The 16,124-nt window shown below is 64.6% G+C and carries 13 protein-coding genes and 3 tRNA genes; 7 read left to right on the top strand and 9 right to left on the bottom strand.

What is annotated here, in order from left to right; all coding sequences use genetic code 11:
* The first annotated feature begins 170 nt into the window (after positions 1-170).
* The 4 genes from pssA (at position 171) to U6958_RS11180 (ending at position 5,770) form a co-directional block, all read left to right on the top strand.
* On the top strand, positions 171-1,004 hold the full coding sequence (gene pssA, locus U6958_RS11165) for a CDP-diacylglycerol--serine O-phosphatidyltransferase (RefSeq protein ID WP_012206663.1): 834 nt from the start codon (positions 171-173) through the stop codon (positions 1,002-1,004).
* 226 nt (positions 1,005-1,230) lie between these two features.
* Positions 1,231-2,916, top strand: a complete 1,686-nt coding sequence (leuA, locus tag U6958_RS11170) for a 2-isopropylmalate synthase (protein ID WP_074921397.1) — start codon at positions 1,231-1,233, stop codon at positions 2,914-2,916.
* Positions 2,917-3,014: 98 nt separating this feature from the next.
* Complete coding sequence (locus U6958_RS11175; protein WP_016447412.1) at positions 3,015-4,553, top strand: 2-isopropylmalate synthase; 1,539 nt, start codon at positions 3,015-3,017, stop codon at positions 4,551-4,553.
* Positions 4,554-4,672: 119 nt separating this feature from the next.
* Positions 4,673-5,770 (top strand): serine hydrolase, encoded by a 1,098-nt coding sequence (locus U6958_RS11180; protein WP_016447411.1) that lies wholly within the window; start codon positions 4,673-4,675, stop codon positions 5,768-5,770.
* Positions 5,771-5,859: 89 nt separating this feature from the next.
* On the opposite strand, the gene U6958_RS11185 is transcribed toward U6958_RS11180, so the two are convergent.
* From U6958_RS11185 to aat, 3 genes are all read right to left on the bottom strand, one after another.
* Entirely contained in the window at positions 5,860-6,684 is an 825-nt protein-coding gene (locus U6958_RS11185; RefSeq protein ID WP_074921398.1) for an IclR family transcriptional regulator, read from the bottom strand.
* Between the two features lie 127 nt (positions 6,685-6,811).
* Entirely contained in the window at positions 6,812-7,561 is a 750-nt protein-coding gene (locus tag U6958_RS11190; RefSeq protein WP_074921399.1) for an arginyltransferase, read from the bottom strand.
* Positions 7,558-8,343 (bottom strand): leucyl/phenylalanyl-tRNA--protein transferase, encoded by a 786-nt coding sequence (gene aat, locus U6958_RS11195; protein WP_074921400.1) that lies wholly within the window; start codon positions 8,341-8,343, stop codon positions 7,558-7,560. Before aat ends, U6958_RS11190 begins: the two co-directional genes overlap by 4 nt.
* Before the next feature lie 237 nt (positions 8,344-8,580).
* Here aat and U6958_RS11200 point away from each other — a divergent pair, with 237 nt between their 5' ends.
* Complete coding sequence (locus U6958_RS11200; RefSeq protein WP_016447407.1) at positions 8,581-8,907, top strand: hypothetical protein; 327 nt, start codon at positions 8,581-8,583, stop codon at positions 8,905-8,907.
* 44 nt (positions 8,908-8,951) lie between these two features.
* Here the strand turns inward: U6958_RS11200 and U6958_RS11205 are convergent.
* From U6958_RS11205 to U6958_RS11220, 4 genes are all read right to left on the bottom strand, one after another.
* Positions 8,952-9,027, bottom strand: a tRNA-Asn gene (locus tag U6958_RS11205).
* Between the two features lie 45 nt (positions 9,028-9,072).
* Positions 9,073-9,148 (bottom strand) — tRNA-Asn (locus tag U6958_RS11210).
* A gap of 52 nt (positions 9,149-9,200) precedes the next feature.
* Positions 9,201-9,276, bottom strand: a tRNA-Asn gene (locus U6958_RS11215).
* Between the two features lie 86 nt (positions 9,277-9,362).
* Positions 9,363-9,776 (bottom strand): YbaN family protein, encoded by a 414-nt coding sequence (locus U6958_RS11220; RefSeq protein WP_026062075.1) that lies wholly within the window; start codon positions 9,774-9,776, stop codon positions 9,363-9,365.
* A gap of 270 nt (positions 9,777-10,046) precedes the next feature.
* Here U6958_RS11220 and def point away from each other — a divergent pair, with 270 nt between their 5' ends.
* Together def and U6958_RS11230 are read left to right on the top strand one after the other, a co-directional pair.
* Positions 10,047-10,586, top strand: coding sequence for a peptide deformylase (def, locus tag U6958_RS11225; protein WP_016450766.1), 540 nt, complete (start codon positions 10,047-10,049; stop codon positions 10,584-10,586).
* A gap of 291 nt (positions 10,587-10,877) precedes the next feature.
* Positions 10,878-12,371: a nucleobase:cation symporter-2 family protein gene (locus U6958_RS11230; protein ID WP_016450767.1), complete on the top strand. Its 1,494-nt coding sequence runs from the start codon at positions 10,878-10,880 to the stop codon at positions 12,369-12,371.
* A gap of 81 nt (positions 12,372-12,452) precedes the next feature.
* Here U6958_RS11230 and U6958_RS11235 read toward each other — a convergent pair whose 3' ends face one another.
* Together U6958_RS11235 and map are read right to left on the bottom strand one after the other, a co-directional pair.
* Positions 12,453-15,086, bottom strand: coding sequence for a [protein-PII] uridylyltransferase (locus U6958_RS11235; protein WP_046986780.1), 2,634 nt, complete (start codon positions 15,084-15,086; stop codon positions 12,453-12,455).
* Positions 15,087-15,175: 89 nt separating this feature from the next.
* Positions 15,176-15,991, bottom strand: coding sequence for a type I methionyl aminopeptidase (gene map / locus U6958_RS11240; RefSeq protein ID WP_074921401.1), 816 nt, complete (start codon positions 15,989-15,991; stop codon positions 15,176-15,178).
* Positions 15,992-16,124 lie beyond the last annotated feature (133 nt).

The following is a 16,124-nucleotide window of genomic DNA, read 5'->3' on the forward strand; positions in this document are numbered from 1 at the left end:
TACGCAAGGTGCAGGACAAGGCCACCCCGACGGGTGGCCTTTTTCGTGCAGAGAAGGGGTGCGGTGCGCAGGTACACTGACCCTTTCGGGGCGGCACTGTCCGCTCCCTTAGAATACTATCGTTTTAATAGCTGCTCACGCTTGCGTGCGCTGTGCTGGAGGCCGGATTGATGCAAAACCACAATGAGTCCAACGAAATCGAAGGCGTGGTGGTGCGCAAGCGCCGCAAGGGTATCTACATCCTGCCCAACCTGTTCACGCTGGCTGCGCTGTTCGGTGGCTTCTACGCCATCGTGATGGCCATGAATGGCCGCTTTGAACTGGCTGCCGCAGGCGTGTTCTGCGCCATGGTGCTCGACAGCCTTGACGGACGTGTGGCACGCATGACCAATACGCAGAGCGCTTTCGGGGAGCAGATGGATTCGCTGTCGGACATGGTGTCCTTCGGGGCCGCTCCCGCCTTGATCGCCTATGAGTGGGCGCTCAAGGGCATTGGCCGCTGGGGCTGGATTGCAGCCTTCGTCTATTGCGCCTGCGCTGCGCTGCGGCTGGCGCGCTTCAACGTCAACACCGGCACCGTGGACAAGCGCTGGTTCCAGGGCCTGCCTTCGCCCGCCGCTGCAGCGCTGGTCACCGGCTTCATCTGGCTGCTGGACGAGGCGGGCCTGCTGCGCGGCCAGGATGCCTGGCTGAGCTGGACGCAGATCACCTGGATCATGTTCTTCCTGACGCTGTACGCGGGCCTGACCATGGTCACCAACGTGCCTTTCTACAGCTTCAAGGACGTGCATTTCAAGAAGAGCGTGCCCTTTGCGGCCATCGTACTGATCGCCCTGGGCATCGCCATCATCAATATCCATCCGCCCATCGTGCTGTTCGGCGTGTTCCTGCTTTACGGTTTCTCGGGCTACGGCGTCTATGCATGGCGCAAGGCCAAGGGCCAGCGTACCAGCGTCATCAGCACCTCGACCGATGAGCCTGAAGAGCGCGGCCTGCACAAATGATGCGCCGCAGCATCTTCACAGCGCCTGAGAACCTGTGCTAAAGTGACCCGCATGCAATACCTGTCGCTAGCTCTACTACTGATGTCCCACGGGCAGAGACAGTAGCGCGCGCGTACATTCCTACTTTCACGGCCCGTTTGCACCAGCGACGGGCCGTTTTGCGTTTGTGGGGTCGCTGGAGCAGGTGGGTCTTGTTTTTACCTAGACGATAGAAAGCACTTCAGCCATGTTGCAAAACCCTTCGACCAAGTACCGTCCGTTCGCTCCGGTCCGCCTGCAAGACCGTCGCTGGCCCGATGCGGTGATCACTCAGGCCCCGGTCTGGTGCAGCGTGGACCTGCGCGATGGCAACCAGGCGCTGATCGAGCCCATGGACATCGATCGCAAGATGCGCATGTTCGAGCAGCTGGTGAAGATCGGCTTCAAGGAAATCGAGGTCGGCTTTCCTTCCGCGTCCCAGGTCGAGTTCGACTTCATGCGCAAGCTCATCGAGGAAAACCGCATTCCCGATGACGTGACCGTCCAGGTGCTGACCCAGGCGCGCGAGCACCTCATCCGCCGTACCTTCGAGGCGCTCGAAGGCGTGCCCCGGGCCATCGTCCACCTCTACAACGCCACCGCGCCCGTGATGCGCCGCGTGGTATTGAACATGAGCGAGGACGAGATCGTCGAGCTGGCCACCACCAATGCCCGCATGTTCAACGAGATCGCTGCCGGCTATCCCCAGACGCAGTGGACCTTCCAGTACTCGCCCGAGATGTATTCGGACACCGAGCTGGAGTTTTCCAAGCGCGTCATCGATGCCGTCACCGATGTATGGCAGCCCACGCCCGAGCGCAAGTGCATCATCAACCTGCCCACCACCGTGGAGCACTCCACGCCCAACATCTTCGCCGACATGGTGGAGTGGACGCATCGCCACATCCAGCGCCGCGACTCCATCGTGCTGTCTGTGCATCCGCACAATGACCGCGGCACGGGCACGGCCACGGCCGAGCTGGCGTTGATGGCCGGTGCGGACCGCCTTGAAGGCTGCCTGTTCGGCAATGGCGAGCGCACGGGCAACCTCGATGTGGTCAACGTGGCGTTGAACATGTACATCCAGGGCGTGTCGCCTGGCCTGGATTTCTCCGATATCGACGGCATCCGCAGCACGGTCGAGCATTGCAACCAGCTGCCCGTGCATCCGCGCCATCCCTATGTGGGCGATCTGGTCTACACCTCGTTCTCGGGCTCGCACCAGGACGCCATCAAGAAGGCCTTCGCCGATCGCAAGGACGGCGACATCTGGGACATGCCCTATCTGCCCATCGACCCCAAGGACCTGGGCCGCAGCTACGAGGCCGTGATCCGCGTCAACAGCCAGTCCGGCAAGGGCGGCATCGCCTATCTGCTTGAAAGCGAGTATGGCCTCCAGTTGCCGCGTCGCCTGCAGATCGAGTTCAGCCAGGTGGTGCAGCGCGAGATGGACGCCAGCGGCAAGGAGCTGGCCGCGGCCGACCTGTGGGCGCTGTTCCAGCGCGAGTACAGCCTGCAATCCGTGCAGGCGCCGCATTACCGCCTCAGCGAGAACGACGGCGTGGTCAGCCTGTCGACCGATCTGTCCGTTGACGGCGGCAAGCGCACGGTCGAGGCGCAAGGCACGGGGCCCATCGATGCCTTCGTGCAGGCGCTGAGCGAGCACAGCGGCCGGGCCGTGCGCGTGCTGGACTACAACGAGCATGCCATCGGCGAGGGTGCCAATGCCAAGGCCATTGCCTACGTGGAACTGCGCGTGGACGAGTTGCACGTGTGCTACGGCGTCGGGGTTGATGCGAATATCGTCTCCGCTTCGTTCCGGGCCATCATGTCGGGCTTGCAGCGCGTGCCCTCTGCCGAGAAGGTGACGGTGCAGGAGGCGGTTGCCGCTTAAATTCCATTGCCTAGCCGGTGCAGCCACAAGCGCACCGGCTTTTTTCATCACCTGCCCGTGGGCAGGAGATTCGCATCCACAAGAAAGACGAGACTCCCATGACCGACCAATTGATCATTTTCGACACCACCTTGCGTGACGGCGAGCAGTCGCCCGGTGCCTCCATGACCCGCGACGAAAAGCTGCGCATCGCGCGCCAGCTCGAGCGGCTGAAGGTCGATGTGATCGAGGCCGGTTTTGCGGCGAGTTCCAATGGCGACTTCGAGTCGGTGCAGGCCATTGCGCGCGCCATCAAGGACTCCACCATCTGCTCGCTGGCCCGTGCCAATGACCGCGACATCGCCCGTGCGGCCGAGGCTCTGAAGGACGCCAGCCGCGCGCGCATCCACACCTTCATCGCCACCAGTGCGCTGCACATGGAGAAAAAGCTGCGCATGACGCCCGAGCAGGTGCTGGAGCAGGCGCGCCAGTCGGTGCGATTTGCGCGCAACCTGATCGCCGACATCGAATTCAGCCCCGAAGACGGCTACCGCAGCGACCCGGACTTTCTGTGCCGCGTCATCGAGACGGTGATTGCCGAAGGCGCGACCACCATCAACGTGCCCGACACCGTGGGCTACGCCATTCCGGAGCTGTACGGCGCCTTCATCAAGAACCTGCGCGAGCGCGTGCCCAACAGCGACAAGGCCGTCTGGAGCGTGCATTGCCACAACGACCTGGGCATGGCCGTGGCCAACTCGCTGGCCGGCGTCAAGCTCGGCGGGGCGCGCCAGATCGAGTGCACCATCAACGGCCTGGGCGAACGCGCGGGCAACTGCTCGCTCGAGGAGGTGGTGATGGCCATCAAGACGCGCAAGGACTACTTCGGCCTTGACGTCAACATCGACGCCCAGCACATCGTGGCCGCCAGCCGCATGGTCAGCCAGACCACGGGCTTCGTGGTGCAGCCCAACAAGGCCGTCGTGGGCGCCAACGCCTTCGCCCACGCCTCGGGCATCCATCAGGATGGCGTGCTCAAGGCGCGCGACACCTACGAAATCATGCGTGCCGAGGATGTGGGCTGGAGCGCCAACAAGATCGTGCTGGGCAAGCTCAGCGGCCGCAATGCCTTCAAGCAGCGCCTGCAGGAGCTGGGCGTGGAACTCGACAGCGAAGCCGCGATCAACACTGCCTTTGCGGCCTTCAAGGAACTGGCCGACCGCAAGAGTGAAATCTTCGACGAGGACATCCTGGCCCTGGTGACCGAGCAGGATGCGCATCAGCAGGCCGATCCCTTCCAGTTCATCTCGCTGGCCCAGCAAAGCGAAACGGGTGAGCGCCCACACGCGTCGGTGGTGTTCAGCCGCGATGGCCGTGAGATCAAGGCCCAGTCCGACGGCAATGGCCCGGTCGATGCCTCGTTCAAGGCCATCGAGTCCGAGGTGAAGAGCGGTGCCGAGATGCTGCTGTACTCGGTCAACGCCATCAGCGGCTCCACCGAGAGCCAGGGCGAAGTGACCGTTCGCCTGCAGCGCAGCGGGCGCGTGGTCAACGGCGTGGGCGCGGACCCGGACATTGTCGTGGCCTCGGCCAAGGCCTATCTGAGCGCGTTGAACAAATTACACAGCAATGCAGAGGTCGTGGCTGCGCAGGGGTAAGCACTCGCCTTATAATTTCATTTAAATTATCGAAAAGTCGCACAAGTTATTGTCACAGTGCGACTTTTTCGATTAATGTAAGGTCTAGTCACAAATTCTTGCTGCTTGGAGCATTTCTCATGCCCACCCTACGCCGTGCCCGCCTCGGTCGATTTGCTCAGGTTCTCTCGTTGCTGGCCCTGAGTTGTGCTCTCACTGCCCCGGGCGCGCATGCCGCACCGGCCAAGAAAGTTGCCAAGAAACAGGTGGCCGTGGCCCCTGTCAAGAAGAAGGCCGTGAAGGAGCGCGCCACGGCGGCTCCTCAGGGCAAGCGCGTTGCCAAGAGCGCGCGCCAGCCCAGCCGCGTGGCCGCCCGCAGCGCTGCCAGCCCCATTCGTGCCGTTGCCTACGAGCCACGCCTGTCGTTCGGGCAGATGGCCGGGCTGCATGCAGTGGCCGATCCTCTTGATCTCAAGAGCAGCGTGGCCCTGGTCATGGACCAGGACACCCACGAAGTGCTGCTCAGCAAGAACGACCATGCCGTGCTGCCCATCGCCTCGCTGACCAAGCTGATGACGGGTCTGCTGATTTCCCAGGCCCATCTGCCCATGGATGAATCCATCACCATCACGCAGGATGATGTGGATACCGAAAAGGGCAGCAGTTCGCGCCTGGCCGTGGGCACCACGCTCACCCGTGCCGAAATGCTGCACCTGGCCCTGATGTCCAGCGAAAACCGTGCTGCCCATGCGCTGGGTCGCACCTTCCCAGGTGGCCTGGATGCCTTCGTCCAGCAGATGAATGCCAAGGCGCGCCTGCTGGGCATGACCGATACCCGTTACGTGGAGCCCACCGGGCTGTCCAGCCGCAACCAGTCCAGCGCCCGTGATCTGGCCGTGCTCGTGAATGTGGCGCACAGTGATCCGCTGGTGCGCGAGTACACCACTTCGCCCGGCTATGAAGTGGCCGTGGGCCGCCGCACGCTGCAGTACAACAACACCAACCGCCTGGTGCTGAGCCCGACCTGGGATATCGGCCTGCAAAAGACCGGCTACATCTCCGAAGCGGGTCGTTGCCTGGTCATGCAGGCGCAGGTGGCTGGCCGCAAGATCATCATGGTCTTCCTGGACTCCGCCGGAAAGTTCAGCCGCCTGGGCGATGCCGAGCGCGTACGCCACTGGGTGGAATCCATGGGGCAGGTGGCCGGCGATTCCATGATCCACAAGGTCAAGGGCTGAGTTTCCTCCCCCTCAACAACAAAGGCGCCCTGGGCGCCTTTGTTGTTTTTGATGACCGGTCTTGCTGCTTGCGGATGGCTGCTTGCAGATCAGTGGTTGCTGCGCGCGTAGGGATTGGGGGGCGGGGCTGCAGGGCGGACCGCATTGAAGCCCAGGGCGCCCGAGATCTCCTGCGCGGTGGCCTGGAGCTTGGACAACCAGCTTTCGTCCAGCCGGTCGGCGGGAGCGGAGATGGACAGGCCGGCCACCAGCTTGCCCTGGTCGTCATAGATGCCGGCGGCCATGCAGCGCACGCCCAGCTCCAGCTCCTCGTTGTCGCGGGCGACGCCATGGTGGCGTACCTTGTCCAGCTCGTTTTCCATGTCGGCAAGCCGCGTGATGCTGAAGTGCGTCTTGCCGGGAAGGCCGGTGCGTGTGGCGTAGGCGCGCACCTGCTGCGCATCATCGGCCGCCAGAAACAGCTTGCCATTGGATGTGAGGTGCAGCGGCGCATGGCCGCCGATGGCGCGCACCACCTGCATGCCCGAGCGCTCGCTGTAGGCGCGTTCCACATAGACGATTTCATCGCCCTGGCGCACGCTGAGGCTGACCGGCTGCTGGATCTGCTTGTGCAGCTGGCGCATGGGAATCAGGGCCGCTTCGCGTACGCTCAGGCGGGCCTTGACCAGGTTGCCCAGCTCCAGGAAGCGCATGCCCAGCCGGTAGCTGCCCGATTCGGGGCGGTCGACGAAGCGGCCAATGGCCAGGTCGTTGAGAATGCGGTGCGTGGTGGAGGGGTGCAGGCCGGTGCGCTCGCTGATCTCCTTGAGCGATACCGCTTCCTCACGCGAGGCCAACACGTCGATCAACGTGAACATGCGTTCCAGGACCTGGACGCTGGGCTTGGGCGAGGCCGCGTTATCGTCTTTTTTCATGAGGCGCAAGGGGATTTCGGGATTCGGTCATTCTAGCGGCGGGCATGGCTTGGCGGCATATGTGCCGCCTGCAAACAGCGGCCATGTGCATAAGAAATGTCGCTGAAAAGGGCGCGGTGGCGCCATATCAGCGTGGGAACTGATCCACGCGCTGCCAGCGCTCGTCCACGCGCACTTCATGGGGAAGAAAGCGCGCCTTGTAATTCATCTTCTGGCTGTCGGCGATCCAGTAGCCCAGGTAGACATAGGGCAGGCTCATGGAGCGTGCCTGATCGATCTGCCATAGCACGTTGAACGTGCCGTAGCTGGCCTGGTCATCGGGCTCGTAGAAGGTGTAGACGGCGGACAGCCCGTCTTCCAGCACATCGAGGATGGAGACCATCTTCAGCCTGCCGACTGCGCCGTCGGCCGCCGGTGCGCGGAACTCCACAAGCCGTGAGTTGACGCGGCTTTGCAGCAGGAACTGCGTGTACTGGTCCACGCTGTCGTGGTCCATGCCGCCGCCGCTGTGACGGCTTTGCTGGTAGCGCAGGTACAGCTGGTAATGCTCGTTCGAGTAATGCAGGCGCTGGATCGATGCCGTGAGATCGGCGTGGCGCACGGCGGCGCGGCGCTGGCTGCGGTCCGGGCGGAAATCGTGGACCAGGATGCGCATGGGCACGCAGGCCCGGCAACCATCGCAATACGGCCGGTAGGTGAACATTCCGCTGCGGCGAAACCCCAGGGAGACCAGCTCCGAATAGGCGCTGTTCTGGATCAGGTGGCTGGGCGTGGCCACTTGCGAACGCGCCAGCCGGCCATCCAGGTAGCTGCAGGGATAGGCGGCTGTGGCGTAGAACTGCAGGGCCTGCAGCGGAAGATCGTTCGGGTGCGTCATGGTGTGCTGGCGGCAGCCGGTGATGTGCTGCCGGCGTCACCGGACGGCGGCAGCAACTCGTTCCAGTATACGTTTTCGAATTGCCAGTGCATGGGCGGCAGCTGGCTTTGCTCTGCCACGGTGCGCAGGAACTGGGAGCGGGGCATCTCGCGCGCGCCCAGCGAAGCCAGGTGCTGCGTGGCCTGCTGGCAATCGATTTGCGCGGCGCCTTGGTGCCGGCACAGCGCCACCAGTGCCGACAGTGCGATCTTGGATGCGTCTGTGGCATGCGCGAACATGGACTCGCCGAATACGGCGCGGCCCAGCGCCACGCAGTACAGGCCGCCCACCAGGCGCCCGTCGATCCAGGTTTCCACGCTGTGGGCTGCACCCTGGCGGTGCAGTTCGGTATAGGCGTCAAGAATTTCCTGCACGATCCAGGTGCCATCCTGGTCACGGCGCACCGTTTGGGCGCAGTGCTGCATCACGGCCTCGAAAGCGCTGTCGATGCGGATCTCGCAGCCGACGGTGGAGCGAAAGCGCTGCAATGTCTTGCGCAGGCTGCGGTGCAGCCGGAACTGCGATGTCTGCAGCACCATGCGTGGATCGGGCGACCACCATAGCGTGGGCTGGCCTTCGCTGAACCAGGGAAAAATGCCCTGGCTGTAGGCGATGCGCAGGTGCGCCGCATCCAGCGTGCCGCCTGCGGCCAGCAGGCCCGGAATCGGGTCGTTGGGGCCCCATGCCGTTTCCACAGGAGGGAAGGCCTGGTGGGGAATGAGCCATGGGAGGGGGTGGGACATGATCGGGTGCGGACTGAAAAATAATGGATTCGTGCTTCTCTGCAGCCGCAGTCTTGCACAAACCATGGTGAAGAGGGTTGCGTGGATGCGAGAGCATCGCCTGGCCGGGGTAAGTGAACCTCCTACGCGGCCTTGTCCCGCCAGGGGACAGCGCCGCCAGGCCGGGTTGGCTATCCTGGGCTTGTCTTCTTGCGGATGCATGGCTTTCGCTGCGAAGACATCGAAGGAGGATGAGCGATGTTTTTCAGCAAAATCTTTGGCGCAAGCCTTGCCGAGCCGCGCTATATCCGTCGCACCCGGGCCTACCTGCAGGAGGCACGCATGGCGATGCTGGAGCACACCATTGCTGCCGAATACTACAAGTCCTCTGCGGACATGTATGCGGAGCGGGCTGCGCGGCTGGAAGAAGAGCTGCGTGCATGGGAAGAGGGCGTGGAGCAAGCGCGCGCTGCGCACGGTGCGCGTCGCGCACATGCCAAGCACGGCAAGCCTGTCACCGTGGAGTCGGCCGCCCCTGCCGCAGCGCCGAGCACGCCGACTGTCGGCATGGTGCGCGCAGCCTGAGCAAACAAAAAAGCCCGCATGCGCTGGCATGCGGGCTTTTCATCTGGCTCCTCAACCTGGGCTCGAACCAGGGACCTACGGATTAACAGTCCGGCGCTCTACCAACTGAGCTATTGAGGAATATGTTGGTGCTGGGCCCTGTGCGATTGCAAGGCCGCTGAAATTTGGCTCCTCAACCTGGGCTCGAACCAGGGACCTACGGATTAACAGTCCGGCGCTCTACCAACTGAGCTATTGAGGAATACGTGTCTATCGACAAAGATCCTGTGCGATTGCAGGGTCTTGAAATTCTTTGGCTCCTCAACCTGGGCTCGAACCAGGGACCTACGGATTAACAGTCCGGCGCTCTACCAACTGAGCTATTGAGGAACAAGACCTAGATTATATGACGTAAAAAACACGTCACAGAAAACTCGGGGAATTTTTTTCAGCAGGCCTGCCGCAGGCCTTCATTCTCAGGGCTCTGGCCTGAACCACAGCCACACCAGCACGCAGCCCATGGACGTCAGCGCCACGGCCTGTACCCAGGCGGGCGGGCGTGTCCACAGCAGGATGACGGCGCACAGGCTCATCATGGCGCTGGCGCTCCATTTGGCGCGCCGGCTCACGCAGCCACCCCGCGCCCAATTGCGCAGCATGGGCCCGAACAGGCGATGGCGCCACAGCCAGGTGTGCATGCGCTGCGAGCTGCGCGCCGCGGCCCATCCGGCCATGAGCACGAACACCGTGGTGGGCAATCCTGGAATGAAGATGCCGGCAATGCCCGTCGCCAGGCTCAGGCAGGCAAACAGCTGCAGCGCCCAGCGCAACGGCGCGGCCGGCATGCGGTGCAGGGGCGGGGGATCATCATCATTGAAGGCCTGCGCCATGCCTGCCTGCGCAGTGGCATCCGGCTGCCGGGCCTGTGCCGCGGGTGTTTGCTGCGCGCCTGTGTCACGGTCCTCTGAGGACGCGGCGGATGACTCTCTGGCGGTGCTGGGCATGCTGCGATTGTGCCAGCGCGGTGTAGCCATGGCGGCCAAGGGGGGCGAGAGGGGGTGATCGGGGGGGCGAAGCAGGTGGGTGTGGTCAAGGTGCGCGGTGCGCGGTGCGCCCGCTATGCTTGGCGACCCGCATTTCCTGCATCACCGTGCACTGCCATGACTGTACGCACCATATTGAAAATGGGTGATCCGCGCCTGCTGCGCGTCGCCCAGCCCGTGACCGAATTCGACACCGACGAACTGCACCTGCTGCTCAGCGACCTGCTGGACACCATGCATGCCGCCAATGGCGCGGGGCTGGCCGCGCCGCAGATTGGCGTGGACCTGCAGATGGTGGTGTTCGGCTCCGGCCTGCCCAATCCGCGCTACCCCGATGCACCGGTGGTGCCGCGCACCGTGCTCATCAACCCGGTCATCACGCCCATCGGCGAAGACGAACAGATGGACTGGGAAGGCTGCCTGTCCGTACCCGGCATGCGTGGCATGGTGCCGCGCTGGAGCCGTATCCGCTACACGGGCTTCGATGTCTTTGGCGATGCGATCGATCGCACGGTGGATGGCTTTCATGCGCGGGTGGTCCAGCATGAGTGCGACCACCTCTGGGGAAAGCTCTATCCCATGCGCATGCGCGACTTCCGCCAGTTCGGCTTCACCGATGTGCTGTTCCCCGGCATCAGCGCTGCCGAGGATGACTGAGCGGACTTGCTTGCCGCTGTAATTCCAGGATCTGCGGTCAGGTCTTTGTATACAAATCGGTAGACAATTTTTCCATGCTGGCGCCGTACAGTGGCACTTCCCGCGAAGGCGGGGATTGTGTGCGTGCGCCCGCCAAGAGCTGCCAAGCAGCCACCGGGCTTCGCGATGCAGGATGCAGGAGAGCGCGGCCTATCGGGTCGGCGGCAAAGGGTGCGCGGGGGCGTGCCTGCCGCCATCCGGCTGCCGCGTACTTGTCCGGCGTTCTGTGAACAAGAGGACAAGGAGACAGCGATGGAAAAAAGTTCTGGCAATGCGCCGGCCCTGGGCGCAGACATCCGCCCGGAGGACGAGCAACTCGGCCTCACGGCCAACACCCTCTATGGTTTGCAGCATGTGCTGACCATGTACGGCGGCATCGTGGCCGTGCCCCTGGTCATGGCCAATGCGGCGGGTATGTCGGCGGCCGACACGGGCCTGCTGATCACGGCCTGCCTTTTCATGGGCGGGCTGGCCACGCTGCTGCAGACGCTGGGCATTCCGTTCTTCGGCTCGCGCCTGCCGCTGGTGCAGGGCGTGTCCTTCTCGGGCGTGGCCACCATGGTCAGCATCCTGCATACGGGCGGCGGCATGCAGGGGGTGCTGGGCGCTGTGCTCTTTGCCTCGGTGTTCGGCCTGATCATTGCGCCCATCTTCTCCAAGCTCACGCGCTTTTTTCCTCCGCTGGTCAATGGCTGCGTGATCACCATCATCGGCCTGTCGCTGATGCCGGTGGCCGCCCACTGGGCCATGGGTGGCAATCCCCAGGCGGCCGACTACGGAAGCATGGGCAACATCGGCCTGGCCGGGCTGTCCCTGGTCATCGTGCTGGCGCTGAGCAAGCTGGGCAACGCCATGATCTCGCGCCTGTCCATCCTGCTGGCCATCGTCATCGGCACGGCGGTGGCGGCCATGATCGGCAAGTCCGACTTTTCCGAGGTGGGCAGCGGTGCGTGGTTCGCCGTGCCCATGCCGCTGCACTTCGGCTGGCCGACCTTCAGCCTGGCGGCGACGCTTTCCATGTCCATCGTGATCCTGGTGACCTTGGTGGAGACCTCGGCCGACATCCTGGCCGTGGGCGACATCGTGGGCACCCGCGTGGATTCGCGCCGCCTGGCCGACGGCCTGCGTGCCGACATGCTGTCCAGCGTGGTGGCCCCGTTCTTCGGTTCGTTCACGCAGAGCGCCTTTGCCCAGAACGTGGGCCTGGTCGCGGTCACGGGCATCAAGAGCCGCTATGTGGTGGCCTTCAGCGGGCTGATCCTGATCGCCTTCGGACTGCTGCCCATCATGGGGCGCATCGTGGCCTGCGTGCCGCCCTCGGTACTGGGCGGCGCGGGCCTGGTGCTCTTTGGCACGGTGGCAGCCAGCGGCATCCGCACGCTGGCCAAGGTGGACTATCACAACAACATGAACCTGATCATCGTGGCGGCGTCCATCGGCATGGGCGTGCTGCCCATGGTCAAGCCGGACTTCTATCACCACTTCCCGGACTGGTTCGCCACCATGTTCCATTCGGGCATCAGCTCCACTGCGGTGACCGTGCTGCTGCTGAACCTGGTCTTCAACCACTTCAAGCAGGGCAACCCCGAAGAGCCATCGGTGTTCGGCGCCGGATCGGAGCGCGTGCTCAGCGAGGCCGTGCTGTCTGCCCTGGCCGATGGCGACCGGGTGGTCGATGGCAAGCTCTATGACCGCGAGGGCAAGCAAGTGGCCACGGTGTCGGCGCCTGCGTCCGCCATGCACTGATGGCTGCATCCCCGCCTGCCAGCGCATGAACCCGACGAGCCCGCCCTGCACAACAGGGCGGGCTTTTTTTGCGCAATCGGCTCAGACTGCCAGGGCCTGCAAAAGCTCGGTCTCTATGAGCAGCTGGCGCTGGTTGTTCTGCAGCTCGGCACCCTCGATGAGGAAGCTGTCCTCCACGCGCTCGCCCAGCGTGCTGACCTTGGCCAACTGCACGCTCAGGTGGTGCTGGGCCAGGATGCGCGCCACGGTGTAGAGCAGGCCGGCGCGGTCCGTGGCCGAGATGGACAGCAGCCAGTGCTGGGCCTTGTCGTCGGGCCGCAGCGTGACGCGCGGCGCGAAGGGGAAGCTCTTGACGCGGCGCGACAGGCGCCGGGGCGAGGGCTCGCGCAGCGGTCCGCCCTCCATCAGGGCGGCGACCAGGTCGTTCTCGACCATGTGCATCAGTTCGCGGTACTGCTCCTGCATGGCGGGCGCCACCACCTGGAAGGTGTCCAGCGCATAGCTGTTGTGGGCCGTGTGCACGCGCGCATCCAGGATGGAAAACGCTGCGCGGTCGAAGTAGCCGCAGATGCGCGCGAACAGATCGGGCTGGTCGGGTGCGTAGACCAGCACCTGCAGTCCCTCGCCCGCCAGTGAGCGGCGCGCACGCACCACGGGGCGGGTGGTGCCCACGTGGCGCGACAGGTGGCGTGTGTGCCAGGCGATGTCGGCCGCCTCATGGCGCATGAAGTAGTCCACGCCCAGCGTGTCCCAGAGCTTCTTGTGGGACTCGAAGGGCTGGGCCGTCAGCGCCAGCTGCACCAGCGCCTCGCGCCGGCGCGCCTCGATCTCGGCGGCCGCGTCGGGCGCGCGGCCACCCATCACGCGCAGGGTCAGGCGATAGGTGTCCTCCAGCAGCTTGCCCTTCCAGGCGCTCCACACCTTGGGGCTGGTGCCACGGATGTCGGCCACGGTGAGCAGGTACAGCGCCGTAAGGTTGCGCTCGTTGCCCACGCGCTCGGCAAAGGCCTGGATCACCTCGGGGTCCGACAGATCCTGCTTTTGTGCGACCTGGCTCATGGTCAGGTGCTCGCGCACGAGGAACTCGATCAGCTCGGCGTCGGCGCGCGCAATGCCGTGGGCACGGCAAAAGCGCTTGGCCTCCACGGCGCCGATGATGGAGTGGTCGCCGCCGCGGCCCTTGCCGATGTCGTGGAACAGCGCGGCCACGTACAGCAGCCAGGGCTTGTCCCAGCCGCTGGCCAGCTGGGAGCAGAACGGATACTCATGCGCATGCTCGGCCATGAAAAAGCGCCGCACATTGCGCAGCACCATGAGAATGTGCTGGTCCACCGTGTAGACGTGGAACAGGTCGTGCTGCATCTGGCCCACGATGCGCCGGAAGGGCCACAGGTAGCGCCCCAGCACCGAGGTCTGGTTCATCAGCCGCATGGCATGCGTGATGCCGCTGGGCTGCTGCAGGATCTTCATGAACGTGGCGCGGTTGACCGGGTCGCGCCGGAAGGCCGCATCCATCAGGTCCCGCGCGCCGTACAGCGCGCGCAGCGTGCGTGCCGACAGGTCGGTGAGGCCCACATGGGTCTCGTACATCAGGAAGGTTTCGAGGATGGCATGCGGCTCGCGCTCGTACAGATCGTCGCTGGCCACTTCGATGGTGCCGGCCTTCTCGTAGAAGCGCGAGTTCAGCCGGATCCGCGGCGTGGGGCGCGGGTTCAGGCGCTCCTCGATGTTCAGCCGCAGGATCTGGCACAGCTGGGTCACGGCCTTGGCTGCCCAGTAGTAGTGGCGCATCAGCGTCTCGCTGGCGCGCATGGCCAGCTTGCGGCCCTCGGCCGAGGTGGAGCGGTAGCCAAAGGCCTCGGCCACGGCGGTCTGCTGGTCGAAAACCAGGCGGTCCTCGTGCCGGCCCGCCACGGCGTGCAGGCGCGCGCGTATCAGGCTGAGCATGGCCTCGTTGTCTTCGAGCTGCTGGCGCTCGAAATCGGTGATCAGTCCCTTTTCCGCCAGGGCCTGCCAGCTGTGGCCCAGGCCTGCGGCGCGGGCCAGCCAGATCATGGTGTGCAGATCGCGCAGGCCGCCGGGCGATTCCTTGCAGTTGGGCTCCAGCGAGTAGGGCGTGCTCTCGTACTTGTTGTGGCGCTGGCGCATTTCCAGCAGCTTGCCGGACAGAAAGGCGCGCGCATTCATCTGTGCCTGGTAGCGCTGCTGGAACTCGCCGAACAGCGGCTCGTTTCCGCAGATGCGGCGCGACTCCAGCAAGGCGGTCTGCACGGTGAGGTCGCGCCCGGACTCTTGCAGGCATTCGGCCAGCGTGCGCACGCTGGAGCCGATCTCCAGGCCCGCGTCCCAGCAGCTGCCGATGAACTTTTCTATGCGCGAGGTCAGCTCAGGGTCTGCCGTGCCGGTGGCCGGCAGCAGCACCAGCACGTCGATGTCGGAGTAGGGAAACAGCTGGGCGCGGCCATAGCCTCCCACGGCGGCCAGGCAGGCCTCGGCAGGCATGCCGGCGCGGTGCCACAGCGCGCGCAGCAGCGTGTCGGCCAGATCGCTCAGGTGCTGCAGCACCAGGCGCACGCCGCGCCGGCCCATGGTGGGCGCCAGCAGCGAGCCTATCCAGCGTCCGCGATCGAGGGCGTACTGCGCGCGCAACTGCTCCAGCGAATCCGGGGCTGCGGGCGCAGAGTTGGAAGGAGTGTGGTCAGTGATCTGTTTCATGCGCGGCCAGGGCGGGGGAGGCGCCTGGAGCGGGTGCCCCGGGCGCAGTGCCATTTTGCCTGCGCATCACGCAAGAAACATGCCGAGCCTCAGCAGCTCGTGGCGGTCACGAAGGGCGGGAGCGCGGGCGAGCCAGCCGACAGGGTCATGACTTCGTAGCCCGTCTTGGTGACCACCAGGGTGTGTTCCCACTGGGCCGAGAGGCTGTGGTCCTTGGTCACGATGGTCCAGCCGTCCTTGCCCAGTTCCTTGATCTCGCGCCTGCCCAGGTTGAGCATGGGCTCGACGGTGAAGACCATGCCCTCTTCGAGAACGGTGCCCGTGCCGGGGCGGCCATAGTGCAGGATCTGCGGCTCTTCGTGGAACTTCTGGCCGATGCCGTGGCCGCAGAACTCGCGCACCACCGACAGGCCGTGGCCTTCGGCAAAGGTCTGGATGGCGTTGCCGATGTCGCCCAGCGTGGCGCCGGGCCTGACCTGCTGGATGCCCAGCCACATGGCGTCGAAGGTCAGCGCCGACAGGCGCTTGGCCGCGATGGAGCACTCGCCGATCAGGAACATGCGGCTGTTGTCGCCGTACCAGCCGTCCTTGGTGATGACCGTGACATCCACATTGACGATGTCGCCCTTCTTGAGCGGCTTGTCATTGGGGATGCCGTGGCAGACCACATGGTTGACCGAGGTGCACAGGTGCCCGGGATAGGGCGGGTAGCCAGGCGGCTGGTAGCCGACGGTGGCGGAGACCGTGCCCTGCTGCGCCATGCATTCGGCGCCCAGCCGGTCGATCTCGGCCGTGGTGATGCCGGGCTTGATGTGGGGGGTGATGTAGTCCAGCACTTCCGAAGCCAGGCGGCATGCCACGCGCATGGCTGCGATGTCTTCGGCGCTCTTGATGGTGATGCTCATGCCCGCAATTATCCCATTGCGCCTTTGGACGTGCAGGGGTAAGGGGCGGCTGTCGCCACCGGGACGGCGCAGCCCGGTAAAATGGCGGCCTCACCGATTCAGCGCCTTGCGGCCTGCCCCCAGCCGGGCGGGG

Source organism: Delftia lacustris, assembly GCF_040267515.1.
Lineage (GTDB): Bacteria > Pseudomonadota > Gammaproteobacteria > Burkholderiales > Burkholderiaceae_C > Comamonas > Comamonas tsuruhatensis.